Genomic DNA, 26,495 nt, shown 5'->3' on the forward strand with positions numbered 1-26,495 from the left:
CCAAACACAGGGAGGAGAAAAAGTGTGGGTTGCTACTCCTCCCTCCCGCCTTTTTTTTTTTTTTTTTCTCCCCCCTCTTTTTTTTTTTTTTTTTTTTTTTTTTTTTTTTTTTCTTTCTCCCCCCCCCCCCCCCCCCGACAACGGAAGCACGCGGCCGCGGAGGCCGGGCGCCCTGGGATGAGACAGACACAAGCCACTTCCCGCCTCACCTGTCACCCCACCTGACCAGCAAGTCTCAAAACCGCAGCTCCAGCAGCACGAGCACCACAACCTGGCGGTCTGAAATCTCTGGATACGCGGGCAGTCCAGGTGAAAACGACCTCTCAGTGCCTGTTTCTGAGCTCGACATGACACAACGGTGGTCGAGATCACCAACCGGCCGGCTCGTCTGTCCGGTATGAGCGGGGGGAATCGAGAGAGTTCGGGCGCAGCTCGCACGGGTCGTGGACTCTGTCATCACGGCCTGAGGTCGCATGAGCCGGGCGCGCCCGGCGGCCCGCCTGGTGCGGGGAGGGGGTTCAGCACAGCGCCGCTGCTACCAGACTGCGATGTCCCAGTCGGATACGCTCTCGCCGCTCACCAGACGGTCGAAGACCCACCCGTCCACGCATGTCAGCAGTGTGACGGTGGCGTCGGCGTCCGGGAGGCCATGTGCGGCAGTTGCCGGTTTCAGGCGACCGAGTGGGTGATGGTGGCTTGGTAGGTGCCGGCGACGGCGGTGCTGGGCACGGTGATGGTCAGCGTGGGGTTCCAGCTGCAGCTATGTGTGTTGTTGCCGCCGTTTCTGACGAAGGCGGTGCGGGCGGCGTTGAGTGGGACGGCTTCGGCCGTCGTGGGCTGGCCGGGGGTACAGGTCCCCGTGCCGGAGGTGGCCGTGGCGGGGCCGGACCAGTAGCGGATGTTTCCATTGGGGATGGTGCCGCCGTTGGTGGTCAGGTTGGTGGCGGTGACGGTCGCTGTCCAGCTGGGGGTCACCTGGGCGTTGACGGTGATGGTGCCCAGCTGGGCGGTGCGGGTGCCGCCGATGGCGGCGGTGCCGAGGTTGGCGGTGGTGGGGGCGGTAATGGTCAGGGTGCGGGCTGGTTGTGCTGGAACGGTTGCGGGGTTTGCCGGGTGGGCCGCAGTGGTGAGGAGGGCCGCGCTCAGGAGGGCCACGGGGCGCACTCGGGTTCCCTCAGCGCTTTCTGATCAGTCGCTTGCGGACGGCGTAGGCCAGTGGTGCTGCGGCGAGGAGACCGATGGGGATCCACACCAGCGGTGAGGACCTCGTGGAGGTCAGCACGGCGAGAACGGGATGGCCCGTGCCGGCGTCAGGGAACCTGATGCGGCCGCTGGCGGTTTGCTTCAGCATGCCGGACTGCAGGGTGACCACCGCTTTCCAAGGGCCCTTCGGCAGGCTCTTGCCCAGGGTGAACGCCAGGGTGCCCTTGTGGCGTGGGGCCAGGGTGAGGACACGGTCGTTGGTGAAAGGTCCGGCGGTCAGCCCGTCCGGTCCGTTGTCGAGGCGAAGGCTGCCGCTGATATCGACTGCGCGGGCCCCGGTGTTGTGGACCCGCACACGCAGCTGCGGCCGGCCGTCTTTGGTGCGGGCCGGGATGAGTCTGGTGATGCGGAAGGAGGAGGCTAGTTCTCCGCCGGGGCCGATGTCGAGGTAGACGCGCACACCGGCGCGGGTGACCATGCCGATGTTTCCTCCGGGCCCGGGCTTGGAATGGTGCTGGGCCCAGATGACGGCATAGCGCTCTCCGGCGCTTGCGGTGCGCGGGACGCGGAGGGTGACCGGGACCGCGGCTTTCTGCCACGGATCCAACGTGAGCCGGGCGCGGGCAAGGGAGATCCAGCTGGCGACTTCGTTGCGTTTCCCGGCGGGTGCGAAGGTGAACGTGCCGCCGCGGATGGTGGCGGCCCCGGGGTACAGCGTCACGTGCATCGGGTTCGGGTTGTCGTTGACGACCTGGATGTCGCGGTGGATCACCGCGCCCGGCGGGAGATGGTCGATGATGTAGCTGGACGCGCGCGGGTCCTGCCGCCGGTCGACCGGGGCTTCCAGCAGCTTGATGCCCAGCCGGACCGGCTTGTCCTCGGAGGTGTCCGGAGGAGACGGCAGGGCCACAGCGGTGCCGGCACCGAGCGCGCAGCATGCGGCCACCAGCAGGCAGCTCAGCAGCCGCCGCATAGAGTCAGGCCACCGAATGGGTGACGGTGCCGGTGTACAGGCCGGCCGCGGCTGTCTGCGGCACGTCGACGATCAGGGTCGGGTTCCACGATGCCGAGTTGGCACCGCCGCCGCCTGTGTGTGTAAAGGCCGTGCGGGCGGCGGCCAACGTCACCGCGGACGCTGAGGTCGGCTGGCCCGGGGTGAAGACGCCGCTGCCGCTGGTGGCAGTGGCAGGACCCGACCAGTAACTCGCATTGCCGGCAGCGATTGTCTCGTTGGCCGACCCCCCGCCGGTGGTGAAGTCCGACGAAGCCACCGACGCCGTCCACGGAGCGGGCACCACACCGCGCTGATCGCTGACCGTCACCGTCCCCAGCTGCCCCGTCGTTCTGCCGCCGATGGATGTCGACGGCAGAACCGCGTTGGCCGGAGCAGCTACCGTCAGCTGCGCTCCCTGCACCGCAAAAGTCACCACGGTGTCCGCGGCCACCGCCGGGCTCACCCCAGCGACCACCACCACTCACGCAGTCCCCACGGCCGCCACAGACGGAAATCTCATCGCATCTCCCGATTAGCCGATCCATCGATGCCAGAGGATCTACCACCGACATCGAAGGTGGGCACGGCGCGGTACAGCGTCTCCCTCGGTCGCACCGGGCGTTCACCGATTTGGACCATCGTTCATTGGCGGTGCAGACGATCCGGCGGATCTCGGTGTCGAACCGCAAGGAACGGAGAGTCACCGAAACAGGCGCTGGCCTTGTCGTTTCTCGCTTACGAAACCACTTGGTTCATAACGGGGCACTGCCTTGCGTTGCGCTCAGGGGCAGGGTGGCGGTGACGGTGGTGCCCTTGCCTTCGGTGGAGTGGACTTGGGTGGTGCCGCCGTGGTTGGTGATGATGGTGTGGACGATGGTCAGGCCGAGGCCGGTGCCGGGGATGGCTTGGGTTGTGGCGTTGGAGGCTCTGAAGAAGCGGGTGAAGAGCTGACCCTGCTCGGTTGCGGGGATGCCGATGCCGGTGTCGCTGACGGTGAGGATCGCCTGGCCGTCCTGGGCGGTGGTTCGTACGCGGACCTGGCCGCCGGCGGGGGTGAATTTGACGGCGTTGGACAGCAGGTTCATCAGCACCCGGTCGACCTGGTCGCTGTCGGCCTCGCAGACGAGGGGCTGCTCGGGACAGTCCGCGTGCAGCTGGACAGAGGCTGCTCGGGCCGCTGGACGCATGACGTCGACGGCTGCGGTGACGAGCTCGCACAGGTCGACCGGTGCCTTGTGGGAGGTGTATTTGCCGGATTCGATGCGGGAGAGGGTCAGCAGGTCCTCGATCAGGGCGCGCAGGCGGTGGGCGTTGCGGTTGACGACGTCGATCATGTGCCGCTGGGGTTCTGTCAGGGGGCCGACGTCTTCGTCTTTGAGGAGTTCGAGGTAGCCGGTGATGCTGGTCAGGGGGGTGCGCAGTTCGTGGGAGACGGTGGAGATGAAGTCGCTCTTGGTCCGGTCCAGGGCGCGCAGTTCCTCCACCAGGCGGGTTTCTTGCTCGTACAGCTTGGAGGTGTGCAGGGCGCGGGCGACGCCCGTGACCATGGTTTCCGCCATCTCGGTCTCCACCGCTTGCCAGGGGTGGTCGGGGCGGGTGCGGGCCAGGCACACCGCTCCGATGGGTTCCTCTCCGACACCCATCGGGATGAGCACGAGGGAGTGCAGGCCCAGTTGGGTGGCTGCAGCGCGGTTGGAGGCCGGCAGGCCGATCCGGGCGAAGTCGCCTGGCGCCCCGGGCACCGGTGTGGTTTCGGTGAGGTAGCGGGGCAGGTCGGGCACCGTCCAGGTGGTTCCCTGACGGTAGTGCTCGCGCACCACGTCCGCGGGAATGGGGGGCAGTGCCCGCTGACGCTCGCCGGGCAGCATGCCCTCCCGTGCCGACCAGGCCCGGGCGACGGGAACAACGTCAGGGTCGTCGTCTTGCATGAGGAGGGTGAAGACGTAGTCGGCGTCCAGGCCCTCGCCGATGCCGGTGCAGGCGGCGCTGAGGACGTCGTCGACGTCGAGGCGCTCACGGATGCGCACGCCGAGCTGCCGGACGGTCTCCGACAGCCGGTAACGTTCCGCCTCGATGCCGCGCAGCCGGTCGGATTCGTCGGCCAGTTGGTTCACCGAGCGGGCGACCTCCTGGATCTCCGCGGGGCCCTGCTCCGCGGCGCGCGCGGCGTGCTCGCCGCCGGTGAGCCGGCCCAGGGTGTCACCCACTGATCTGAGGGGCCCCACCAGGGCGTGGGTGGTGCGCCGTGCGGTGTAGAGGGCGATGGCCAGGGCTGCGATCAGCAGGGCGCCCAGTGCCGCGCCGCCGGCGGTGACGATGGCGTCGGCGCGCCGCTGCAGCCGCTCGCTTTCGCCGGTCAGCTGCGTTTCCAGGCGGTGGTTGGTGGCCTCGAACGCTTCGAAGCGCCGGTTGCCTTCGCGGGTGAGCTGGGCCGCCTGGTCGCTTCGGGGGGAGGCCTGCGCCTGCTGGTCGGTCACGCGCAGGTATGCCTGGAGCTGCTGGTCCTGCCGGTTCAGGCTGTGTTCGGTTTCGCCGGTTGTGTGGCGTCGGGCATCGGAGAGGATCGCTGGATAGCCTGCGCGTGCCTGGCGGTAGTCGGCCAGCAGTGCCTGGTCGCCGGTGATCAGGTAGCCGCGCATGGAACGCTGCATGTGGGCGGCCTGGTTGTGCAGGTGCGTGTTGTCGAGCAGAGCCGGCTGGACCCGGTCGATGATCTGATCCTGGGTGGCCTTCTCCAGGAATGCCCCGGTGAGGGCACCGGCCCCGACCAGGAGGATCAAAGCGGTCATGACACCGAACGCGAGCGTCAGCCGCCGCGCGACGCAGTCATCCTTCCACCCTGGCTTGCTGGTCACGAACGGTTCCCCTCCAGTCTGCGGCCTGGTGTGGCATCGAATCCCGGTCGGGCTTGCCGCGCCACTGCGCGGTGTGTTGCGTGGGGCACCCTTAAAGCCCTGCGCGGCTGTCGGGCCGTCAGTCTTCCGCCCGGGCCAGTACGGCCTGCACGCGGTCTGCCAGCTCGCGCAGGCTGAACGGCTTGGTGAGGTAGTCATCGGCCCCCGCTGAGAACCCGGCCGCCACATCCCCCTCCTGGGTACGGGCGGTGAGCAGGATGACCGGAAGCTTCGCGGTTTTCGGATCGGAACGCAGTTCCATCAGCACGTCCATGCCGGACATCCCCGGCATCACAACGTCCAGCAGCACCACATCCACCGTCGCCTCGCGCACCACCCGCAACGCCGCCCTACCGTCGGCCACGGCCGTCACCTCATGACCGCGCTGTGACAGCTTGAAGGTCACCAAGTTCCGAAGGTCGGGCTCGTCGTCCACGACCAGAACACACGCCACTACTCCTCCGGCCGCTGCTCGGAAGCCTGGTAGAGGTCGACCATCCGGGTCATCGACGCCAGCCCGAACGGCTTGGCGAGCAACTCCGTCGTCAGATGCACCAGATCCTCAGGATCGAGAACCGAGGAGACGACCAGGTGGCATCTTCGGGTCCGCTCATCCGCGCGCAGCCGGCGCACCACCTCCCGGCCGTCAATGCCCGGAAGCAGGATGTCGATGATCACGATCTGCGGCGGATCGGCGAATGCCAGCTCCAGACCCTGCTCACCCGTTTCCGCCACATTCACCCGGCACCCCAGCCCGGACAGATGGCGCTTGAGCAGGACGCTGACATCCCGATCGTCCTCGATCAGCAGTACATGCGGAGACGCCATCCACGTTTCCCTTCCATGGCACCATCCCCGAAACTCTACTGACGAAATGGCGGATTCTGGGCGAATTGGGCAACTAGTGACGAAATGTCGGATCCGCTCTTGGCGACGTCAGACCTGACCCGCCGCCAAGCCACTTGCGCCGTTACGACGGACCCTGGCCGTCACCAGGACGCCACACCAACCGCCGGGGCCGCGGAATGTCATGTCAGACGGGCTCCGCGGAGCTCGTCACGCAGGCGCCGGGCCACCTGGCCCATGAGGGCGTCGGCGCCCGGCTGCCTGCCGGCGGCCACCCGTGACTCGGTCAGGACGGCCACGGCATAGGTTTGGCCGTCGGCGTGTTCGACGACACCGACCTCGTGGCGCAGGTTGAGCAGCATGCCTGTCTTGGACGACCACGTGGAGGCGTCGGAGTCGAAGTCCGGGGCGAGGCGGTTGCGCACGAGGTTGTTGGCCATGAAGCCGCGCACCCGCGCCGCGACGTCGGGGTGGATCGCCGGGGGTGCGGCGCCCGCGGTACCGGGCCGCGACTGCCAGAGTGCCTGCAGGAGGTCGACGAAAGCCCGCGCCGTCCCGGTGTTGGCACGTGAGATGTCGAGTTGCGGCACCCGGTGGCCGCGCCCGGGGGTGCCGGCGCCGATCGCGAGGGCGTGCGCGAGGTGTACGTCCGCCGGGTCGAAACGCTCCACTGGGGTTTCCATCAACTCGCGCATGGTGTGCCGGACGGCGATGCCGCGCAGCCCGAACTCGTGCAGGACCGCCCCGACCCGGTCGGGCGGGGTGAGTGCGAAGAGGGCGTCGGCGGCGCTGTTGTCGCTGATGCAGGTGCTGAGGTAGAGCAGGTCCTCCACGGCGATGTGGGCGGCGTGCTGGAACCGGCTGAGGCCGGTCGGACCGGGGGTCGTGATCCGCCCGGGCGGCACCACGATCACCGCGGCGCCGTCAAGCTCCCCGCGCCGGATGCGTTCCAGTGTCACCAGGGCGAGCGGGATCTTCACGAGGGATGCGACGGGTAACTCGATGTCGGGGTCGATACCGATCTCGTCGCCCGTCTCCAGGTCCCGGACGAGGAACGAGCCGTACAGCCCGCCGTCGCGCAGCGTCCGGCGAAGCTCCCCGAGCAGCCTCTCGGTACCCGTGGTCATGCGGCTGCCTCCGCGTGCTCCGTGGCGCCGAGGCACCGGGCGATGCCGTACGCGCAGGCCTGGCGTAGGCGGATCGCATCGGCGTCCGACTCGTCCGCCACGGCCAGGGAGAAGCCTCGTGCGAAGCCGGGGCCGAGTTCGCCGACGGGCCGCCAGTGGAGGCGGAGTTCGCGGGCCTGTGCGGCCGAGCACAGCAGCGCGTCGCCCCTGCTCAGCACGTCCGCCGCGGCGGCGGCCACGGCGGGTGCGACGGCCAGTTGGGCCGGGCGCAGCCCGACGGCGTCGCGCAGGCGGACGAGACGGTCCCGGACGTGCGGCACGTCGTCCTCCGGCTGAAGCAACACGCGCCGCGGCCGCCGGTCGCGGTCGGCCCGGCCGGGGCGCAGGGTGTCCAGGTAGATCGGCCCTTGCGGGTCGTCCGCGACCGCCAGTCCCAGCGGCACCGTCCAGGCCGCCTCGGTGGGAGCCACCGCGAGCAGCGCCGCACGCACATGCCGGGACGTGACGAGGTCGGACCGCTCCGCGGGCCCTGCGGGACACGGGTCGAGGAGAACTCCGTGGCCGTGCGCCTCCGCGATGAGGCGGGCGAGGGCTCCGGTGGGACAGATGGCGGGAACGGCGAGCCGCAGTGGCCGGCGCCGCGCGGCCTCCGCCTCGTTCTCGAACCGATCGGCCGACTGCACGAGTTGCCTCGCCGACGGCAGCATGTCCCGGCCGAACGGCGTCAGCGTCACCGCCCGCGACGACCGGTCCAGCAGCCGCTCGCCCAGGCGCTGCTCCAACGCGGCGACGCGGCGACTCACGACGGACTGGGCCGTCCGGGCCGCTGCCGCGCCCACCGTGAAACTGCCGTGCTCGCTCACACTGACGAACGCGCGGCATGCCGCAACAAGATCCACGCGCCCTACTATGCCAAAACAGCATGGAGTTGAACGTCCGCGTCTTGGACCTCGGCGACCCATGGGCCGGAGAGTGGTCGCCGCCCAGGGCTTTCCCCGGGCTCGCACGGTCCACTTGTCATTCGACGGCTTGGAGGTCCATTCCATGACGTACCCGCTTCGCATCCGCCGGGGCGCCGCCTGGGCGGCGGCCGGCTTACTCGCGCTCGCCGCCCTTCCGGCGTGCGGTCAGCAGACCGAGTCCGGGCCCGGCTCACCGGCCGCCTCGAAGCGGTCGACATCGCCGGCTGCGGCCACTGAACCCACCGGTCCCAAGTTCCGGGCACTGGAGCGGGAGTTCGACGCGCGGCTCGGCGTCTACGCCCTGGACACTGGCACGGGCCGGTCGGTCGGCTACCAGGCGGACGACCGGTTCGCGTACGCCTCCACGTTCAAGGCGCTGGCGGCGGGCGCCATCCTCCGGAAGTACGGGACGGACGGCATCGACAAGGTGGTCACGTACTCGCGGGACGACGTGGTCGCGGACTCGCCAGTGTCCGAGAACTTCGTCGAGACCGGCATGAGTCTGCGGGGGCTCTGCGCCGCCACTCTCTGGTACAGCGACAACACGGCGGTCAACCTGCTCCTCGACGAGCTCGGCGGCCCCGACGGCCTGGAGAAGGTGCTGGAGGAGTTCGGCGACGACGTCACCGAGATGGACCGGTACGAGCCGGAGATGAGCGACGGCACACCGGGCGACATCCGCGACACGAGCACACCGCGTGCGATGGCAGAGAGCCTGCGGGCGTTCCTGCTCGGCGACGCCCTGAAACGGGACGAACGCGAGCTTCTCCGGCAGTGGATGACGACGAACATGACCGGTCGGACGCTCATCAGGGTGGGTGTTCCCGACGACTGGGACGTGGCCGACAAGAGTGGCTCCGCCGGATACGGGGGCCGCAACAACATCGCCGTGGTGTGGCCCGAGGACGGCGGCAACCCCATCGTCATGGCGGTCATGTCCACCCGCGGCAAGCAGGGAGCCGACCGCCGCGACGCCCTGATCGCCAAGGCCGCCACCGTGGCGGCCGACGCCCTGGGCCGCTAGGTTCTGTCTCTTTGGTCGGCGTCGGGTCCAGATGAGGATGCTGGCGAGGTGGAGTGCGGCCTGGTAGGCGATCGCGAGCTTGTCGGTTCGTGTGGCCAGGCCGCGCCACTGCTTGAGTCTGTTGATGCATCGTTCGACAGTGTTGCGCTGCTTGTAGGCCTCGGGGTCGAAGCCGGGTGGGCGGCCGCCCTGGCGGCCCCGCCGCAGGCGGTTGCCGATCTGGTCGGACGGCTGCGGGATGACAGCTCGGATTCCCCGGCGCCGTAGGTGGCTGCGGATGGCGCGGGAAGAGTAGGCCCGGTCGGCCAGCACGGCCAGAGGCCGGGTCCGTGGCCTTCCGGGGCCGCTGCGGGGCACGCGGATGCGGGACATGACGCTTTCGAAGGCGGGTGCGTCACCTGCCTGGCCTGCGGTGAGGGTGAAGGCCAGAGGCCGTGCGCGGCCGTCTGCGGCCAGGTGCACCTTGGTGCTCAGCCCACCGCGGGAGCGTCCGAGCGCGTGATCGGCGGGCTCGCCGGTGCGGGCCCGCCCCCTTTTGAGTGCTCCGGCAGCGTGCTGGTGAGCCCGGACGACCGTGGAGTCCACTGACACCGTCCAGTCGATGTCGTCATCGGCGTCCGCCGCCGCCAGGACGGCGGTGAGGATCATCTCCCAGGTGCCGTCGACAGCCCATCTGATCGGCCGCTTCTGAGCGGTCTGGAACGGTCCGAGCTCGTCGGGCAAGTCCCGCCAGGGCGAGTTGGTGCGGTACTTCCACGCGATGGCCTCAAGAGTGCGGCGGTGGTCGGCCCATCGCCGGCCGGCGACTTCGTCGACGTCAGGTGAGGGTGCCGGACCTGGCTGCAGTTTGCCCCGATACGTAGAAGACTGGCTGTTCTGGCGGCCGCGAATTGCTCGGAGTGAGGCGACGGCTGCGGTCGACTTTGCTTTCGCATATGATAGTCCACATATAGGGCAAAGAGGCAGTCATGGCTGAGAAACCGATCAACCCGTCCGTATCGGATGTGACCTCGTCAGGACCCGAGAAGGCCAGCGTCGGAATTCACGGCATCACCGAATCCGCGCGGTATTCCATGGCCGAAATGGGGCCGAAGCGGAGTCTGCAGACGCTGTTGAAGGTGAACCACGTCGACGGTTTCGACTGTCCGAGCTGTGCATGGGGCGACCCCGATCCCGACCACCGGAAGATCGCGGAGTTCTGCGAGAACGGCGCGAAGGCCGTCGCGTGGGAGGCCACGCGCAAACGCGTCGACGCGGCGTTCTTCGCCGAGCACTCCGTCGCTGACCTGCGGGAGCGGGACGGTCACTGGCTGGAGTCGCAGGGCCGACTGGCCCAGCCGATGCACCTCGCCCCCGGCGCGACGCACTACGCGCCCATTTCGTGGGAGGACGCGCTCGCCCTCACCGCCGATCGCCTGCTCGGCCTCGCCGATCCGAACCGTGCCGTCTTCTACACCAGCGGCCGGACGAGCAACGAGGCCGCCTTCCTCTACCAGTTGCTGGCGCGCAGGCTCGGCACGAACAATCTGCCTGACTGCTCGAACATGTGCCACGAGTCGAGCGGCGAGGCCCTGAGCGCGACCATCGGCGTCGGAAAAGGTCTCATCACGATCTCCGACATCACCGATTACGCGGACTTGATCATCATCGTGGGCCAGAACCCTGGCACCTGCCACCCCCGCATGCTCAGCGCGCTCGAACAGGCCAAGCGGCGCGGCGCCCGCATCCTCGCAGCCAACCCGCTCCCCGAAGCCGGGTTCGGCCGCTATCACAACCCACAGACCGCGCGCGGCCTGGTCGGCCCGGGCACGCAGCTCGCCGACCGCTGGCTCCCGGTGCGCATCAACGGCGATCTGGCCCTTTTCGCGGGCCTGAACCGTACCCTGGTCGACCGGGAGGATTCCCAGCCGGGCTCCGTGCTCGACCACCACTTCATCGACCGGTACTGCGACGGCTTCGAAGCGGCCGCCACGGCATGGCGTGCCCTGGACTGGTCGCAGATCGAGACGATGGCCGGCCTGCCCCGCCGCCTGATCGAGGAATGCGCGGCCGACGTGCTCGCCGCGGACAGCGTCATCGTCTGCTGGGCGATGGGCCTCACCCAGCACCGCAACGCCGTGGCAACCATCCGCGAGATCGTCAACTTCCTCCTTTTGCGCGGCAATATCGGGCGCCCCGGTGCCGGGCCCGCCCCGATCCGCGGGCACAGCAACGTCCAGGGCGACCGCAGCATGGGCATCTGGGAGAGGATGCCGCAACCGTTCCTGGACAGGCTCCGCGACGAGTTCGGGTTCGATCCGCCCCGTGCCCACGGCCTGGACACCGTCGGCTCGATCAAGGCCATGCGCGACGGTGAGGTCGACGTGTTCATGGGCCTCGGCGGCAACTTCGCCGCGGCCACGCCGGACACGCAGGTCACGGAGACCGCGCTGGCCAACTGCGCCCTCACCGTCCACGTCGCGACCAAGCTGAACCGGTCCCATCTGTGCCACGGCACCGAGGCGTTGCTTCTGCCCTGCCTCGGCCGCACCGAGCGCGACCGGCAGGTCTCCGGTGAGCAGTTCGTGACGGTCGAGGACACGATGGCCATGGTGCACTCGTCGCACGGACGACTCCTTCCGGGATCACCGCACCTGCGCAGCGAGGTCGCGATCGTCGCCGACCTCGGGCACGCTCTCTTCGGCGACGACCTCGGCTGGCGCGGCATGCGCGACGACTACGCCGTGATCCGCCGCCACATCGAGCACGTCTGCCCCGGATTCCACGCATACGAGGAGCGCGTCCGGCAGCCCGGCGGCTTCATGCTCCCCCGGGCACCGCGCGACTCCCGCACCTTTCCCACGTCGACCGGCAAGGCGCAGTTCACGGTCAACCCACCGACCGCGCCCGAAGTTCCGCCGGGACACCTGCTGCTGACGACGGTACGGTCGCACGACCAGTTCAACACCACGGTCTACGGCCTCGACGACCGTTACCGCGGCATCAAGGGAGGACGGCGGGTCGTCTTCCTCAATCGGAAGGACCTCCGCGACCTCCACCTCCACGACGGCGACCTGGTCGATCTGATCAGCGTCAACCCGGACGGTGAACGCCGCGCCCCCGGCTTCCGCGCCGTCCGCTATCCGACGCCGCGCGGCTGCGCCGCCGCCTACTACCCGGAGACGAACGTGCTGGTCGCCCTGGACTCCACGGCCGACACCAGTAACACGCCGGTGACCAAATCCATCGTGATCCGCATCGAACCCTCCGACGGGGGAGCTTCGGTGTGACGGTCAGGTCAGAGGCGGGACTCACCCTGCTGTCAGGTCGGGGCCTCGGTCCTGGCGGCCCGGATCCGGAGACCATGGTGGAGGTCCTCGCGGCCGCCGACGACGGGGGGTTCCTCACCGAAGGCTCACAGCCCGGCGAAGTTGCCACGTTCCATGAACTGCCGTGGCGTCAGCGGGCATTCGTCTCCGGATTCGTCGCGGACCCGGCGCTCGCCCGGGCCCTGTGCGCGCGGGCCGCCGAGGCCGGGCTGGTCGTACGGGGAGGCTGGAGGCAACCTCGACTGGTCCGCCGCCTCCTTACGCGCTGGCCGCAACATCCGCAGGCTGGGCTCGCGTCACCGGCAGGCCGCCCCGCCGGACGTCGACGGCGACCTGGTCGACTACGGCGAGATCATCTCCCGCTTCCCGCAGGTCTACCCGGCCTGAACTGCTGCGCAGGTCGCTGGACCGGCTCGCCGACGGCTGCGAGTCGATCACCCGGTACCTTGGGTGCAACGAGCACTGGAACGAAGAGATCAAGAAGGTGTTCGGGGCTCCCTGAGGGTTGTCCCGCAAACGATCTTCTACGGGTTGAGGCGCAGAGGGCTGACCCGGTGGGACCAGCCGTGTCATCCCGTGAGGACTAGGTTGTGCAGGCGTGCAATGCCACGCACGGCGTGGTGGACTCCGTCGCCTTTCAGGCGACAGTCGCGGAGGATCTTCCAGCCCTTCATACGGGCGAAGGCATGGGCGCGGACCTTGCGGTGTGAGGCGTTGTGCTCCTCCTTCCACGCCGACAATTCGGTCTGACCGCGCCCGCGTCGATGCGGAATGACCAGACTGGTGCCCCGGCAGCCGCCATCCGCGATCACCGTGGTCCTGCCGACGGCGTCCTTGGCGCCGGACAGCTCCCATGCCTTGCAGTCATTGCGGTTGCCGGGCAGCGGTCGACCGACCACGACGACGAGTCCGCGCTGTCAGCGTCGATCACGATCTGATGGTTGGTGGAGTACCGATAGTTCCTGGACTGCTCGGCTACCTCGTGGTCGCGGGTGGGCACGAGGGTGCCCGTCCACGATAAGGGGCAGGCTCCAGGGTCGTCCTCGGCCAGCCGCGTCGGCCCCCTCACGCCGTAGTGCGGTCACCAACCTCACGAAGCAGCGCGGGCTCAGCCCGGAGAACGGGGCTATCCAAGACGGCTCCGACGCCGTGATCACACCAGTCACAACCGTGATCATCCAACCCGTGCCCGACAGCCCTTAACGTCGGCTGCGCAAAAGTGATCCGAGCGCCAAGCCGGTACCCAGGCCAATCAGGGCTACGCCGGCCGCTGTCCGCCATGCGGGCGCCGCTCCTGCGGCAGGCACGTCAGGCGGATTGGGGGCGACGGCCGAGCGCGTCGGCGGTCCGGCAGCAATAGCACGAGCGTGCTCCTCGCCCACAATGGCCAGGAAGCGACGACCGATACGGCTTCCCGACGAACTGGCGGTCCATGAGGTTCGGGCCCTGCTCCAGTAGCACCGCCCAGCCTCTCCGGTGAACATCCCGGACAGCATGTCCCGCAGGAGAGGCTCGCGAATGGTCCCGATCTCGTAGCCCATCCACGCGTAGTTCATCATGAGGTCGGCGTAGACATGCCGTTTCCGCTCATGAGGATCGGCGATGTCCGTGTCGCCCCAGACAGGCTGGTAAAGCGCCATGTCGTCAAGTTCCAGGCGGACGAGCTCGAGGTAGTAGCTGCGAATCCCTTGGACCTGCTCCGCCTTGGCCTGCCGGTTCTAAACAATCAGCGAACCAGCAACACCGGCCAACGCGAGCGCCGAGACGATCGCCGACGTGAAGCCGTACGCCGCACCGATCTGGCTCAGCCTGTTCCAGTCCACCCCCTTGGAACCGGAGACGTCCTGCAGCACGAACGGCGACAACAACAGCGCCGCCAGCACGGCCGCCGCAGCGGCGACCATCCCCAGAGCCCTGCCCACCCGGCGAGCCACTGATACTGCAGCCGCAGACCGATGACGAACTATCAGGAAAATCACCCCCAGGCGAGCCTGCCCCAGTGGAGCCGGCCCCCGGGTGGGACCAGGCCCTGCTGTCGGATCCCGCACTGACCGGCATGTCCCGGCAACAACTGGACGCCCTCACACGGACTTTGACCCCGCCGGCGATACACGGCGCGGTCGTCCGCCCCGGCTCGCCTTCCCCGAACAGGTCCTGGCCACCGTGCTCAATCTGCGGGTCGCCCTGGCCGCCGAACCTCTCGCCGATCGAGCTAAGGCGGTCACGGATCGCGGAGGGCAGGTCCTTCACGCTGCCGTCCACAGCACGCCGCACCCAGGGCTGGCCGCCGAAGTTGATCTCTGGGTAGATGCACACGTAGGGGGGCCACGCGGCCGACGCCACTCGGATGGCTTTGCGGCAGCGGAGTTGCCCTTTGCCCTTTGGTCCGCCGGCGTGGGCGTGTCCGCCTGCAAGACCGCCACGCCACTTCCCTCGTACACCGGCGCAGCTCACGGCGCCAGATGCGCTGCTCTCAGTCGCGGCAGATTGCCGATGTCATGGGGAGCAGGGTCAGCAGCCGAGAGCTCGCGTGCCCACGACACGGCCCTCCGTTACGCAGACGGATCCACGGCGCGTCCGGGCCGCCGACGCGTGTCCGGCGGCCCGGCGGGCGGCGAATCGCCTGTCGGCGCAGGGTGATCAGCCCTGCTTCGCCTTGTTGCTCTGCACCTTCAACGACGCCACGATCTGCTGCGTCAGTTTCTTGGCACTCGCGGCGCCGTTGTCGCTGCCGTCCGTGGACAGCACGCTGACGACGGCTGTTCCCACACGGGTGGCGATCAGCGTGGTGCCGCTCTCCCAGGCGCTGTCGGTGAGCGTGATGGTGTAGGCCCCGTCCCCGAGCCCGGCCGTGGAGGCGCCGGTGACCTTCACCGTGCTGTGGGTGTCGGAGTCCGTGTAGTTCGGGCATGCGGCGACGACCTTGGCCAAGTCCTTCACCACGTCAGCCGCGGTCCTGCCGCGGTAGACGTCGATCTCCTGGTCGAGTTCGGCGGACGTGTTCTTGTTGATGTAGGAGTTCTGCGCGAACGACACCCCCTCGACGCCGGTGAGGCTGATCCAGCTAGTGGATCCGAGGCCGGCGCAGTGGGGTTTGGCGGCGCTCTTGGTGGTCGGCGTCTGGTACGTGTTTCCGGTGTCCCTGGCGAGGCTGGGATCGGCGGCGAATCCGGACGGGAAGTACGACGCGGGCGCCAGGGCCTTCTTCAACTGCGAACCCGTCAGCAGATTCGCGTTGGGATCCTTGGTCGCGGCGGGCTTGGCGGCTGCGGTAGAGCCGCTGGAAGAAGAACCGGAGGAGCAGGCGGCGAGGGCCAGCGGGAGTGCCGCCACGGCGAGCACCTTGACGGCAGGGGACGCGAGACGCATCAAAATCCTTGAGAAAGTCGCACACTGCGCCGCGCCAGGCGGGAAGGGGGGTGCGTGCGAGCCGAAAGGCGGGTACGTCCGAAACCGGGCGGGCGGGGCCGGAAGATCACCGAGCCCAGGCAGATCTTAGAGGGCCGATGGCCACGGAGAGATGTCCGGTCGACCAAGTCTCGGTCAAACCTTCCTTATCTGGAAATTTGCCGCGCCTTGGCGAAAGGGAGAGGGCCGGCCCGAGTTCCGTCCGGATAACGGCTCGTGGCCGTAACGCGGCGCACTGCCAGTGATCGCCGACTTCGAGACGGACGAGGAGACCGGGGCCAGGGGCTGAGGGCTGGGTCGAGCCAGCTCAAGGCTGTTCTGAGCAGACCGGGCCGCCGCGTACGTCGTTGAGGTAGCTGGCGTAGGTGACGCGGCGTTGCCTGGTCCAGGCGGAGGCTCCGGAGTCCCAGGCTTCGGCGAGCGGGACCAAGTGGTCGATGTCGAGGCCGCGGGGGCCGTCGATGACGGTGTCGTCGTACCAGGAGTGCCAACGGCCCCCGGACAGGGTGCACCGGCCGGTGACCGCCGGCACCTCCACCGCTTCCTCGAGGTGAGGACTTCCCGTCCTGTCGCTGCCATCGGTCACTCCTCCTGTTTTGCCTGCTTGAGGTCCTGCACGTACTCGTCCAGCCGGTCGAAGCTCTCGTTCCAGAACCGCTCGAATCCGCCGGTCCACTCGTGGACCGGTCGCAGCCCGCGGGCGTCCAGGCCGTAGAGGCGCTGCTTGCCTGCCTTGCGGTCCCGCACCACTGGACGGCCACCGGCACCTACGCCGGCGGCTTCCCCGGGTCGAAGGCCCAGCCCGGCACCGACGTCACCTTCACCGGCACCGACACACTGCGCATCAAGAACGGCAAGTTCGTGGAGTACTGGCTGAACTCCGACACCCTCCAACTCCTCACCCACCTCCACGCCCTGTAAAGGACCACCCGCCCGCTGCCCCGCCGCCCTCACCGACCGCATGGTCGGTGAGGGCGGCGGGGCACGCGTGGCAGGCTTCCTCGGCCGTGGGACGGAGCTGCGGCGGCGGCAGCAAGCTCTGAGGGTGTGTCAGCTGACCTTGGGCGGGACCTGCTTGATGGCGTCGACGATGGGAGGTGTTCGAAGTCTCAACCCACAGGCACAGGAGCCGAAAGCTCAGTGGTGGTCGTGGATCGCTCTGAAGCTGCCGACAAGCGCGAAAGGCACCACAGCCCCGTCGAAGACCGTCGTGCCGGGGATTGCGCTGCTGGAATTTCGGGGCCCAATAGTCGCGATTGCGCCGCCATTGTCGCAGGTGATCCCAGAGAAGAATTCGACAGTCCTGTCACTGTCGTTTCGGACGTTGAAGCTGGTGGCGGGACTACTGATCACGGCGGTGCACACACCCGGCTCGGCTGAATACGTTCGCTCGTTGACGTGGATCCGTCCCTCGTCGTTCCTGAAGCCGTTGTGCGTCTGGCCGTCGCCTCCGAAGGGAACCGAGGCAGCGGCCTCCTCCACAGACGGGGCGGCATGTGGGACGGAACTGGAAGCCGAGGCGTAGTTCACACCGGTTGCAACCAGGGCCGTGACACCCACCGACGCAGCGATCGCGACAACGGCACGCCTACGCGCTCCGCCTCTCCTTCTTTCAGGCATTCCGTTCCTCCATCTCTTAGTGATGTCAGCTGAGCAGCCGACCATGAATGAAAATACTTCTACCCTTATCTGTCGCCACTTCAGAATGTGGCTGAAGGGGTGAACGAATGAGGCCGATTGGGTGTTCGAAGGCCCAAGGATGCCTTCCTGACGGGCTATCACATCACTGACTCCAGAGGAACATTGGCCGGGGCGCTGAGCCACCCGGGGGACTGGACTGACACCCCCTCACACTGCTGATGGCGTGTCATGTATTGACATCACTCCACACAAGGGCTAGGGGACCTTTGCAGCAGCGTTTTCCCTGCTTCAACCCCCTGATCCCAGCTGTTGGAAACGGTGCGGATGCGCCGGGCGCCCCGTGCCAGCCGTGAGGTGTATGCCCGTGACGAAACTGGGCCCAGTTCCCGTAAGGGTAGTGAAGAAACCAGGCAGATCGACCGTGTGTTCTTTGAATCGCTGGGCACAAGGAGCGACGGAGGTTGATAACTATGGTTCCCCTGCTACTCGTCCTGCTTCTGGCTCTGATCCTTTTTGGCGCGGGCTTCGCGATGAAGGCACTGTGGTGGATCGCCGTCATCGTGCTGGTCGTCTGGCTGCTGGGCTTCGTGATGCGCACTGCGGACACAGGCGGCCGCAAGGGCCGCTGGTATCGCTGGTAGACCACCGAACAGCAGCGAACCTGTGGGTCCCGGGAACGCCCGGGACCCACAGGCATGTCCCAGCCCAAGCTGGGGCCCCGAAGCAGCGGAACCTGGTCGGCGAACGCCTGCCGCTGCAGTACTAGGGGCCGTCTTTAGCCAAGGACATCTCCGCCCTCTTCGAACTGATGACGGAGCTGGACGACGCCCCTATCGAGCTCACCCCGAGCCAGTCATGGCACCTGGACGAGGCAGCCGCTTTTCATCGACGCCCTGGCCATCAAGGACTTCGCGGCGATGACTCCACCCAAGGCAGCACGGCAACAAACCCGAGCTGACCCGGCGTATCCTCCGCTTGGCCCTCGAGGCCTGCGGCTATGACGGCGCTCTCGTCAGCGCCCAACTGCGCAGCCTGCAACAAGAAAACCCCGAATGGCCCGACTGGGGCCTCCTCTACCAGCCTGGCAGCCGCACCCCCGCCAGAACGCCCACTACCGTCGCCCTGGCAGACGACCTCGTCCTCCAGGCTGTGCAGCACGGCAACACCTGGCTCGTCGCCCTCACTCTGGCCCTGGCAGGCACCACAGCACCGAAGGCGCCCCCCAGCCTCGCCGAGCGACTCGTAGCAGCACTGCCCGCCCTCAACGCACACACCCGTATGCAGACAGCCAGGTTCCTCGCTCGCCACTGGCCCGAACTGGCCCTCCCCGGCGCTGACGCCGTCGTCCGGGCCGGAGCCGCCCAGGCGCACGCAGCGGCCCGCGCCGACAGCCAGGACTACCGCAACCTCCAGCCGCTGCTCGCCGACCCCGATCTCCTTGTCCGCGACCAAGCCGCCCGCTATCTGCAGGACGTCCCCTCCGCCGACCTGCCCCTGCTCGAACAGACCCTGGCCAAACCGGCGCAACAGTGGACCTGCCTGGACTGCGACACCGTGCTGACCGCAGACGCAGACACCTGCAGCCGCCGCCATCCCCGCCCCGCGCCGCACCTCAAAACGCGAACTGCAACGCGCTCACAGGCCCCCCGCGAACAAGCAATGAGCCTGGAACTGGCAGTCGGCAGACCGCGTCTGCACGCCGCGGCCCTGCCGGTAACCCTTGCGTGACGTGCCCCCGCGGGTGGGGGCGACAGGGCGCAGCAGCGAGCTGCACCACCGCCACGTCCCGGAAACTGCCCCGCACGTGCGTCCTCGAACGAGTCGTTGACGTTGCCTGGGGTAACGACGATGGCCAGGCCGAGTGCCTGGCCAATCGTCGAATGCGGCGGATCTTCCAGTTTGTCCGGTGCCTGCGCCCCCTTTTAGGGGCTCCGGCGGCGTGCTGGTGGGCACGGTTGATGGTGGAGTCCACCGAAACGGTCCAGTCCACCGTGCCCACCGCGTCATCTTTGACCTGCACGTGCTCCTGCAGCCTTGCCCAGGTTCCGTCCGTCTACCAGCGGGCGAAGCGTTCATAGACGGTCTGCCAGGGACCGTAACGCTCGGGCAGGTCACGCCACGGTGCCCCGGTCCGTAACCGCCAGAGCACGCCGTTCACCACCTGGCGGTGATCCCGCCATGGCCGCCCACGACCATCAACGCGCAGCAGCAGCGGCCCCATCCGCTCCCACGCCACATCCGTCAACTCACCCCGGCCAACCACAGGATCTATGATCAAGCACGGTTAGTCACCCATGAACCACAAGTAGCTGCCCGGCGTCTCCGCACACGCTTCAAGAAGCTCGGAAAGGTCGAGCAGAGCCGCTTTCTGCTGGTAGTCCGTACACTCCTGTGTCAGGGCGGCGACTTCCTGGCGGGCGACTTGAGATTCTTGTTCGTTGAACGGAGTGTCGCCGTACGGATCCACCCAGCCGAACTTGCCCAAGCCACGCCGGCCGAGGGTGCTCAGCACCCTCGACAACGCTTTACCATGCCCGTAAGAGCCCCGCAGCAAGGTGTCTCGGGACGAACCCTTCCGCGTGGGTCGCCCCGAGTGCAGTTCCAGCTCAATTTCCATGACCCCTCCTTCAGCCTCGGACAACGAAGCTTCGCAGAGATCATTTGTCAGACAGGCCTAGGGCTTACGTGTTCTGACGATGCGTCAATGCCGGGTGAGATTCAGGACGAAACTGACGACGGCCCGCACAGCGCCCGACAGCACCGCTGCTGTCAGCGTCAGCCACGCCGGGCACTGCTTCTTGAACAACTGCATCACGACTCCCGAAGGAAGTAAGGAGGAGACATCCCGCGGACGGCACCCCTGCCGGACCGCTGGGACGACGGCTGAGAGGGCGGCGCCTGCCCGATGGCAAGCCGAACGCCACACGGGCTGGCCGCCCAGGACCCTGGATCGTCGCTCGATCCATGCTCGGGCAGCGTCTGCGGCATCAGGTCTGCACGACGTCGACCTGCTCGAGCATGGCCTTGAAGCTCCGCAGCACCGACACGTACTGCGGCGTGGGAAGCCGTCGCAGCTCCTCGTTGCACATGCCCATCACGTAGCCATTGGCCGGCTCATGCTCAGGCTTTTGCGGTGGAGGAAGCAGAGAGGCCGGTGGCACCAGGCCGGGGCTCGGTGCGTAGACCCTGCCATGCCGGTCGGGATGAATGACCAGGCCCTCGATCAGCCACTCCACGACATACAGCCCACGACGGGGGTGCCCAGGCAGGCCCAGCTGAAGATGCTGAGCCAGAGCCTCCGCCTCCACCGGCCCCTGCGCCAGAGCAGTCCGGGCGGCAGTTGTGGCCCAATGGCCCTCGAAGAGGTGGTGAAGCATCACCCGAGCACGCGTCTCATCAACGGGCCATACCTCTGCAAGCGCAGCACCTTCCTCGGTGGCGGCGTAGCGACCGCGAGCGCCGGTAACGATGCCCAGCGTGTCGAAGAAGCGCAGGCTTTCGGTGACGGTGTCGCCACTCAAACCGACGTGCTTGGCGACGTGCGTGCTCTTGACGACAAGACGCTCTGGGCCGCTGAGTCGAACGGCGCCAAGAAATACCTCGCGCTGATGGCGGAGGCCAGCCCGACCGGTCGGTAGAACCCGGCTATCTGTGTCCGTGACGGTCGTCATCAACAGGCCTCCCTCACGTGAACCGGCGCGGGAGGCACCGGGATTCGAGCAAGATATACGAACATGCGTACCGCTTTTCGAAATGGGTGAACGACCCACCCGCGCGGGTCCGCGCATGCTCGCTATAGTGGGCACGCGCAGAGCCAATCGGTGGGTTGTTTCGTGACATCAGACTGATTCGTGCGCGCATCACAGCACCGTCGGGGCCGACCGGCGGTGCTTTGCGCTGTCCGAGAACTGTTCGGTCAGGCGCTCCCCTCTTGCGACCTAGCGGTTGAGGAGAGGCAGTACACGCCCTGTCGTGGCCGGACCAAGTCGCCCATCTTCACCAGCCGGCTCAACTCGGGGCTGACGTTGGAGGAGTTGGTCAAGGGACGAGACTGGCGGACATGTTCGATGATCTCCCCCGTGGTCGCTTCCCCGCGAGACCGCAGGAAATCCCTGATCAGATCGACCACTGGCACCGATGACATGATGACGTTCTCCTCGGCCGTGGCCGACGGGAACAGCACGTCCTGCGATGCCAGGGGCGGGCCCACCACCTTGCTCAAGCGGCTCTCCACGCTCTCGAGGACTTCTCGCGAGGCTTCTGCCCGCAGCCTGGCGTCCTCGAGCGATTCCTGGGCCTCCTGGACCCGCTTGGCTGCAGCCTGCACTGCCTCTTCGTCCTCGGCCACCAGGCTCCGCAAATGTCTGGCGCTGTTGAGCAGGAAGCTCTGATGAGCCACCCTTCCCCCCTTCCTCAACCTGTGCCGGTGACCCTAGCGTTACGCAGACGCGAGCAGAGACCGCACTGAGAGAGAAGCCGCGAACTCTGCCCGCCGTTGCGGACCGGCAGCCCGCCAGTACCGCTCTACAACGGCACACTTCCGCTCATTGCAGTCTGATGACACTGTCAGGCATCGATGGAGTGACAACGGAACGTCAGGTTGACGAAGGCGGCTGCAGACCACCCACCACCTCGCGCTGGAGTGTCCGTGCACAGGGCCTGCCCATGGCACGATCACGCCAATGCAGCGCAAGGAAACCTGGGGTGCATGCGCACAGCCGCAGTCAGACATGGGTGCCGTGGTCCCTGCGCGATGGCACCATGCCGTGAGCAACTTCGGCCCTCACCGCCGAAACCGCGCAACGCAACGGCCCTTACGCCGAAACGCCCAGCCGGCTGCGAGGAAGTCCTACCCGCTCGTGCAAGTAGTCGGCGGTGAGAGCAACATGGTGCAAACTCTTGGCCACGCGTCTGCCGATGAGCATCCTGCCTTCCCAGTCCGGGTTCGTCCGTGCCCAATCGACACCACTCAGCCGGTGCAGGAACGGTGCCCACTCCTCGACATCGTGTGATGTGTTGAGCAAGGCGTTCCCCACTGACCCCAAGGCTCGAAGAGCGATGCCGTAGCTGGCGAGGTACTCCCGGCGTATCTCGCCAGCCGGGACGATCCGCTTGCGGACCAGCGCCCACTGCGGGATCACACTGTCCACGGCCTCCCAGTACACGTCCGCGAGCTGCAGACGGCGCGCGCCTTTGGCCGTGATGCCGTGCAGCAGTGTCTGGTTGGCGTAATAGAGCGCGCTCAGAGTGAACAGCTTCCGGGAACCGGCCGGAAGAACGCTTCGCTCCGTCTCAACGACCCCGAGGAACGGAGCCGCATGCCGGGCCAGCAGACGCGTCAGGATTACCAGACTCTCCTGGCCTGCTCCTGCACGCGAGGGCGGCGTCGGCCTGAGATGAACTGCCGCGGTGGACGGCACGGTCGCCCACCCGTGGTCGCGTCCGCTGGCGCGATCCCACGCGGCGGTCCATTCTTGGAGGGCTCTCTCGCTGGCTCCGCACGCCCTGACGAACGCCACGAGGTGCCGCCGGGAGGGAATACCCTGCTGGTGCATGATGCGGTGGAGCGTGCTGGGCGGCAGCTCGCCGTGGCTGCCGGCCCTCTGCGCCAGTTCCCGTAAGGACAGCACGCCCGTGCTCTGGTGCAGTCCGATCATCGCGGTATGGAGCTCGGCGAAATCCGACACGTACTCGGGTCGAATTGCCACTCCGGGCACGGCTCCTGCACCGGCCCGTGCCCCAGCCTGTCGGGCCCGGCGCCACAGCCGACGGGCTTCGGCCACATCCGACCGGCACGCTCGGGCGTAGGCTTCAGCGACCCCCATGCGAGGGACACGGCGTCCGCTTGCCGCGCGTGAGAGCGTGCTGTGCGTGTAACGCGTCAGCGCGGCCATCTCCTCATAGGTCAGACCAGCTCGATGACGCTGAGCACGCAGCCACATGGCCAGTGCATACAACGACGGCTCAGCATCTGCGGTGATCCTTCGTTCAGGGCGTCCCATGCCCAGACCTACCTCCGTCGGGGCGCTGCAACGCACGGGCGACAGTGCCGAGACGCGCCTACCGCGAGCACACCGGAGCCGAACAGCAACTCCACGACGGTCAGCGGTGAAGAACCCGCCCATGCCATGGTCGAAGCCAGAACGAGAATGACGATGACCACCGCGACCTCGCCCGGCCCCATGAGCTCAAGCGCGCATGGCGCACTGGGCGTGCACGCCGCTGATCGAAATCGTCTCTTGTGCATGATGCTGCTCCTGACGTGGGAGATTCCACAAGTAAGGTGACCTACACGGCGGTTGCGATGCCGACTCGTCAGATCCTGACACCCAGCGAGAGCGTGCCCAAGGCCAGAAGGCAGCTTTGGTGCACAGCTGTCCCGGTGATCCACCGCCGACGAACGCATGCCCCACCGCAACGGAGCAGATCACTGGCCACTTGGTGCCCGGATAGTGCACCTGCGTCCAAACAGCGACTGCGCCCCGGCAGACAGACTGAGATGCTCACAGCACGCACGCGGATCGCGCGTGGTGCGCTTCTCGTGGGAATCCACGACCTCTCTCCAAAGCGCCGCCCGCCCGGGCCAGGTCACAGACGCCCCGACACGCCGTCGCCTCCACCTCCACGACCTCGTCCTGACCACACGACGTGGAAGCCTGCGAGCACTACATGCAGCGTGGACGCTATCCGCTGCCAGCCCCCGGGCCCGGCTTCGCAGCGGTGCGGCAACGCCTGCGCTGCGCCTGGTCCAGTTTGCAGAGGCGAGCGCAGTTCGGTATTCCGGCGGCAGTGCTGCTCACCCGAGCGCGTGCCGGGCAGATCCCCGAAGGGTGCAGATCTTGTGGGGGTGCCTGGTTGGGGTGATTTCGCAGGGTTCTGCGGTGTGGCTGCCCGGGCTGGCTTCTACCGTCGTCGGCGTTGAGCCCGCCGTGGGCGCGGGCACCGTTGCGGGGTGGATGGTGTGGTGCCGTCGTTGATCGAGGCGCTTGAGGCCAGGGAAGTGGCAGCTCGTGGCCGGGCCGATCGGCTGCGCGAGCAGATCACCGGGCTTTCCGAGGAGTTGTCGCAGGTGGAGGCGGAGCTATCGCGGCTTCGGATCACGCGGGAGACGTGGACGAGGTGCTGTTCGACGGCCCGGTGGCCGCGGCCCCGGTGGGGGACGTGGAGGCGGCGGTGGCGCCGTGGACGGATCTGGCGGCGGTGATGCTCGCTGCGGAGGCGTCCGGGGACGCCACGGCGACCTCGCCGGCCTACCGGCGGATCCTGGTGGCGTTCGCCGAAGCTGAGGAGCCGTTGCGGTGCAAGGAGGTGTGCACCGCAGTGGGGCTGGGGAGGCAGGCCAATCACTGCGAATCACCCCAACGAGGTACCCTCAGAAGATCTGCACCAGTTCCAGAACGCTGTCGCCCTCGGCCTGTTGGTCTGCTGTGACCTCGGCGGTGCGATCACCGAGATGACCCTCTGAAGAGCCTTCGCCAAGGAGTAAAACCCGGTCCTCGACGGAGCTGCCGCCCCTGTCCAGGACGAAGTACCCGTAGCCGGCTGAGCGCATTGCCCAGCCACCGCCTGGTTGGTCTCTTGCGCTGTCACCGGTTCCCGGACGAAGGGTCTGCGACCTCCTGCACGCGGACGAGTGCTGGATCGGACGAGGCGCGGCGGACGTACGTGCCGGACGCGCCCGTTCGCGAGGCCCTGCGATCTGCATGGCGCAGTCGGGGGTCGAGCGGTCGGGGGCAACGTCGGGCATGTACGTCCGGGCCGGCTTACTGCGGTGTCGGCTGGAGCCGCTGCTCCAGGAAGGAGACGACCGTTTGCCAGGAGGGGGTTACGGGAAGTGCCGGTGTGATCCGGCCGCCTCGGGCGGTCTCCTCGTAGGCGTCCCGGCGTGTGTCCTGGTCGCCGAGCATGTCCTGCAACGGTCCATGTCCGGCGTGCGGGAAGGAAACCAGGCGTGCCTCGCCCCCTGCGGTGGCCAGCTTCTCGAAGAGCAGGCGGCTCTGGTGGTACGGCACGAACGGGTCCTGCTCGCCGTGGAAGATCAGGAAGGGCGGGGTGGACCGGCCGCCGATGTAGGTGAGGGGGCTGGCTGCCGCGACCTTGCCGGGGCAGTCCTTGATCGGGCAGCCGAGCAGCAACGACTCGGGTGAGCGAGCGTCGCTGTGGCAGTCGGTGAGCCCGAACACCCCGTTGAACGTCCTGCAGTTGTCCGGCATGTGCGCGTCCATCTGGAGGAAGTCGGTCGGCGGGTAGAACGGTATGGCAGCCTGGACGGCGCTGGACGGTCCGCGTACGCCGACGTCGCCCTCCAGGTGGGGGATGCCCCCGGTGACGGCGGCCATCGCCGTGGTCCAACCGCCGGAGGAGTCGCCCATGATGGCGATGCGGTGCGGATCGAGGTTGTAGGTCGTCGCGTTGGCGCGCAGCCAGCGGATGGCGCTCTTGATGTCGTACAGCTGAGCCGGGAACTGTGCCTGGGAGCTGGACCGGATCGCTACGCCGGCGACCGCGAATCCGTGTGGGTTGAGCTGTGCGGCGGCCTCGTCCGCGCCCTGGCGTCCGCTGTCCGCCATCCAGCCGGAGCCGCTGGAGAAGATCACCAGGGGCACCGGCTGCTGCGACTGCGGCACGTAGAGGTCCAGCAAGTGGCCCTGGGTGCCGGGCGGTTCGGCGGGCGCGTAGGCGAGGTCCTTCGTGACCTCCACCGCTTGTGCCCGGGCGTCGGCAGTGGGGGCGGCGGCCCCGGCAGAGGTGGCGGCGAACAGAACGGCTGTTGCCGCGGCCAGCAGCGAAGGGACGCGCCATGACGCGTGCGACCGCCATGATCGCGTGCGGCGGGTGTGCGGTGATGTGCCTTGTCGCAATCGAAGCAGCATGCTCACTCGCTCCTCGAACGATGCGGGAGAGGACGCCCCGTGGAAGAGAGGTTGCCGCGTGCCCTGAAGGCGCGGAGGACTCCCCGGACAGCATCCGTTCGCGTGGTGAAGTGTTATTCACTCTTTGAGGCAGCTGTGAGTTTGGGGTCGTAGTGGGCTGCTGTCAATGCCGTGGGGCGAGTCGGTTCAGTCGGTGCCGTGCGGCCGGGTGGGTC

At 67.7% G+C, this 26,495-nt stretch carries 22 protein-coding genes and 6 pseudogenes; 7 read left to right on the forward strand and 21 right to left on the reverse strand.

Features of this window, described 5'->3' with window-relative positions:
• Nucleotides 1-669: 669 nt before the first annotated feature.
• The 8 genes from AC07F0_RS37835 to AC07F0_RS37870 all read right to left on the reverse strand — a co-directional run bounded on the left by AC07F0_RS37835 (nucleotide 670) and on the right by AC07F0_RS37870 (nucleotide 7,963).
• A complete protein-coding gene (locus AC07F0_RS37835) occupies nucleotides 670-1,155 on the reverse strand; it encodes a hypothetical protein (protein ID WP_478984677.1) in 486 nt (161 codons plus the stop codon).
• A gap of 19 nt (nucleotides 1,156-1,174) precedes the next feature.
• Nucleotides 1,175-2,176: a peptidase gene (locus tag AC07F0_RS37840; RefSeq protein ID WP_478984679.1), complete on the reverse strand. Its 1,002-nt coding sequence runs from the start codon at nucleotides 2,174-2,176 to the stop codon at nucleotides 1,175-1,177.
• Nucleotides 2,177-2,180: 4 nt separating this feature from the next.
• Complete coding sequence (locus tag AC07F0_RS37845) at nucleotides 2,181-2,648, reverse strand: hypothetical protein (protein ID WP_478984680.1); 468 nt, start codon at nucleotides 2,646-2,648, stop codon at nucleotides 2,181-2,183.
• A gap of 301 nt (nucleotides 2,649-2,949) precedes the next feature.
• Entirely contained in the window at nucleotides 2,950-5,052 is a 2,103-nt protein-coding gene (locus AC07F0_RS37850) for an ATP-binding protein (protein ID WP_478984681.1), read from the reverse strand.
• A 118-nt stretch (nucleotides 5,053-5,170) separates the two neighbouring features.
• Nucleotides 5,171-5,527 (reverse strand): response regulator transcription factor, encoded by a 357-nt coding sequence (locus AC07F0_RS37855; protein ID WP_478984683.1) that lies wholly within the window; start codon nucleotides 5,525-5,527, stop codon nucleotides 5,171-5,173.
• A 17-nt stretch (nucleotides 5,528-5,544) separates the two neighbouring features.
• Nucleotides 5,545-5,919, reverse strand: coding sequence for a response regulator (locus AC07F0_RS37860; RefSeq protein ID WP_478984685.1), 375 nt, complete (start codon nucleotides 5,917-5,919; stop codon nucleotides 5,545-5,547).
• A 200-nt stretch (nucleotides 5,920-6,119) separates the two neighbouring features.
• On the reverse strand, nucleotides 6,120-7,064 hold the full coding sequence (locus AC07F0_RS37865) for a serine hydrolase (protein WP_478984687.1): 945 nt from the start codon (nucleotides 7,062-7,064) through the stop codon (nucleotides 6,120-6,122).
• Complete coding sequence (locus AC07F0_RS37870) at nucleotides 7,061-7,963, reverse strand: LysR family transcriptional regulator (protein ID WP_478984689.1); 903 nt, start codon at nucleotides 7,961-7,963, stop codon at nucleotides 7,061-7,063. The genes AC07F0_RS37865 and AC07F0_RS37870 overlap by 4 nt, the downstream gene beginning before the upstream one ends.
• Before the next feature lie 145 nt (nucleotides 7,964-8,108).
• Here AC07F0_RS37870 and bla point away from each other — a divergent pair, with 145 nt between their 5' ends.
• Nucleotides 8,109-9,050, forward strand: coding sequence for a class A beta-lactamase (bla, locus tag AC07F0_RS37875; RefSeq protein ID WP_478984690.1), 942 nt, complete (start codon nucleotides 8,109-8,111; stop codon nucleotides 9,048-9,050).
• A 15-nt stretch (nucleotides 9,051-9,065) separates the two neighbouring features.
• Here the strand turns inward: bla and AC07F0_RS37880 are convergent.
• A pseudogene (locus tag AC07F0_RS37880) lies at nucleotides 9,066-9,896 on the reverse strand (IS5 family transposase); the annotation flags it as partial.
• Between the two features lie 122 nt (nucleotides 9,897-10,018).
• Here AC07F0_RS37880 and AC07F0_RS37885 point away from each other — a divergent pair.
• Nucleotides 10,019-12,319 carry an FdhF/YdeP family oxidoreductase gene (locus AC07F0_RS37885; protein ID WP_478984693.1) on the forward strand — a complete coding sequence of 767 codons (2,301 nt, stop codon included), beginning with the start codon at nucleotides 10,019-10,021 and terminating at the stop codon, nucleotides 12,317-12,319.
• 74 nt (nucleotides 12,320-12,393) lie between these two features.
• Nucleotides 12,394-12,945 carry a DUF6919 domain-containing protein gene (locus AC07F0_RS37890; protein WP_478984695.1) on the forward strand — a complete coding sequence of 184 codons (552 nt, stop codon included), beginning with the start codon at nucleotides 12,394-12,396 and terminating at the stop codon, nucleotides 12,943-12,945.
• Here the strand turns inward: AC07F0_RS37890 and AC07F0_RS37895 are convergent.
• The 3 genes and pseudogenes from AC07F0_RS37895 to AC07F0_RS37905 form a co-directional block, all read right to left on the reverse strand.
• Nucleotides 12,928-13,524, reverse strand: a pseudogene (locus AC07F0_RS37895) (transposase). The gene AC07F0_RS37890 and the pseudogene AC07F0_RS37895 overlap by 18 nt on opposite strands.
• Before the next feature lie 33 nt (nucleotides 13,525-13,557).
• Nucleotides 13,558-14,061, reverse strand: a pseudogene (locus tag AC07F0_RS37900) (DUF6082 family protein); the annotation flags it as partial.
• 15 nt (nucleotides 14,062-14,076) lie between these two features.
• Nucleotides 14,077-14,262 (reverse strand): hypothetical protein, encoded by a 186-nt coding sequence (locus tag AC07F0_RS37905; protein WP_478984696.1) that lies wholly within the window; start codon nucleotides 14,260-14,262, stop codon nucleotides 14,077-14,079.
• A gap of 89 nt (nucleotides 14,263-14,351) precedes the next feature.
• Between AC07F0_RS37905 and AC07F0_RS37910 the strand changes: the two are divergent.
• Nucleotides 14,352-14,563, forward strand: a pseudogene (locus AC07F0_RS37910) (ISAzo13 family transposase); the annotation flags it as partial.
• Nucleotides 14,564-14,998: 435 nt separating this feature from the next.
• Here AC07F0_RS37910 and AC07F0_RS37915 read toward each other — a convergent pair.
• Both AC07F0_RS37915 and AC07F0_RS37920 read right to left on the reverse strand, forming a co-directional pair.
• Complete coding sequence (locus AC07F0_RS37915) at nucleotides 14,999-15,727, reverse strand: hypothetical protein (RefSeq protein ID WP_478984698.1); 729 nt, start codon at nucleotides 15,725-15,727, stop codon at nucleotides 14,999-15,001.
• Between the two features lie 346 nt (nucleotides 15,728-16,073).
• A complete protein-coding gene (locus AC07F0_RS37920; RefSeq protein WP_478984700.1) occupies nucleotides 16,074-16,352 on the reverse strand; it encodes a hypothetical protein in 279 nt (92 codons plus the stop codon).
• A gap of 92 nt (nucleotides 16,353-16,444) precedes the next feature.
• Between AC07F0_RS37920 and AC07F0_RS37925 the strand changes: the two genes are divergently transcribed.
• From AC07F0_RS37925 to AC07F0_RS37935, 3 genes are all read left to right on the forward strand, one after another.
• Nucleotides 16,445-16,687 carry an ester cyclase gene (locus AC07F0_RS37925; RefSeq protein ID WP_478984702.1) on the forward strand — a complete coding sequence of 81 codons (243 nt, stop codon included), beginning with the start codon at nucleotides 16,445-16,447 and terminating at the stop codon, nucleotides 16,685-16,687.
• Nucleotides 16,688-17,877: 1,190 nt separating this feature from the next.
• Entirely contained in the window at nucleotides 17,878-18,048 is a 171-nt protein-coding gene (locus tag AC07F0_RS37930; RefSeq protein ID WP_356929888.1) for a DUF5670 family protein, read from the forward strand.
• 334 nt (nucleotides 18,049-18,382) lie between these two features.
• Entirely contained in the window at nucleotides 18,383-19,135 is a 753-nt protein-coding gene (locus AC07F0_RS37935; protein WP_478984779.1) for a hypothetical protein, read from the forward strand.
• 89 nt (nucleotides 19,136-19,224) lie between these two features.
• Here AC07F0_RS37935 and AC07F0_RS37940 read toward each other — a convergent pair.
• From AC07F0_RS37940 to AC07F0_RS37970, 7 genes and pseudogenes are all read right to left on the reverse strand, one after another.
• Nucleotides 19,225-19,670: pseudogene (locus tag AC07F0_RS37940) on the reverse strand (IS5 family transposase); the annotation flags it as partial.
• 21 nt (nucleotides 19,671-19,691) lie between these two features.
• Nucleotides 19,692-20,024: a hypothetical protein gene (locus AC07F0_RS37945; protein ID WP_478984704.1), complete on the reverse strand. Its 333-nt coding sequence runs from the start codon at nucleotides 20,022-20,024 to the stop codon at nucleotides 19,692-19,694.
• A 370-nt stretch (nucleotides 20,025-20,394) separates the two neighbouring features.
• Entirely contained in the window at nucleotides 20,395-21,078 is a 684-nt protein-coding gene (locus AC07F0_RS37950) for a hypothetical protein (protein ID WP_478984705.1), read from the reverse strand.
• A 245-nt stretch (nucleotides 21,079-21,323) separates the two neighbouring features.
• Entirely contained in the window at nucleotides 21,324-21,806 is a 483-nt protein-coding gene (locus AC07F0_RS37955; RefSeq protein ID WP_478984706.1) for a hypothetical protein, read from the reverse strand.
• Between the two features lie 415 nt (nucleotides 21,807-22,221).
• A complete protein-coding gene (locus AC07F0_RS37960) occupies nucleotides 22,222-23,115 on the reverse strand; it encodes a DNA sulfur modification protein DndB (protein WP_478984774.1) in 894 nt (297 codons plus the stop codon).
• A 66-nt stretch (nucleotides 23,116-23,181) separates the two neighbouring features.
• A pseudogene (locus AC07F0_RS37965) lies at nucleotides 23,182-23,532 on the reverse strand (helix-turn-helix domain-containing protein); the annotation flags it as partial.
• Nucleotides 23,533-25,170: 1,638 nt separating this feature from the next.
• Nucleotides 25,171-26,280 carry an alpha/beta hydrolase fold domain-containing protein gene (locus AC07F0_RS37970; RefSeq protein ID WP_478984707.1) on the reverse strand — a complete coding sequence of 370 codons (1,110 nt, stop codon included), beginning with the start codon at nucleotides 26,278-26,280 and terminating at the stop codon, nucleotides 25,171-25,173.
• Nucleotides 26,281-26,495 lie beyond the last annotated feature (215 nt).

It is taken from the genome of Streptomyces sp. NPDC045955, assembly GCF_056430805.1.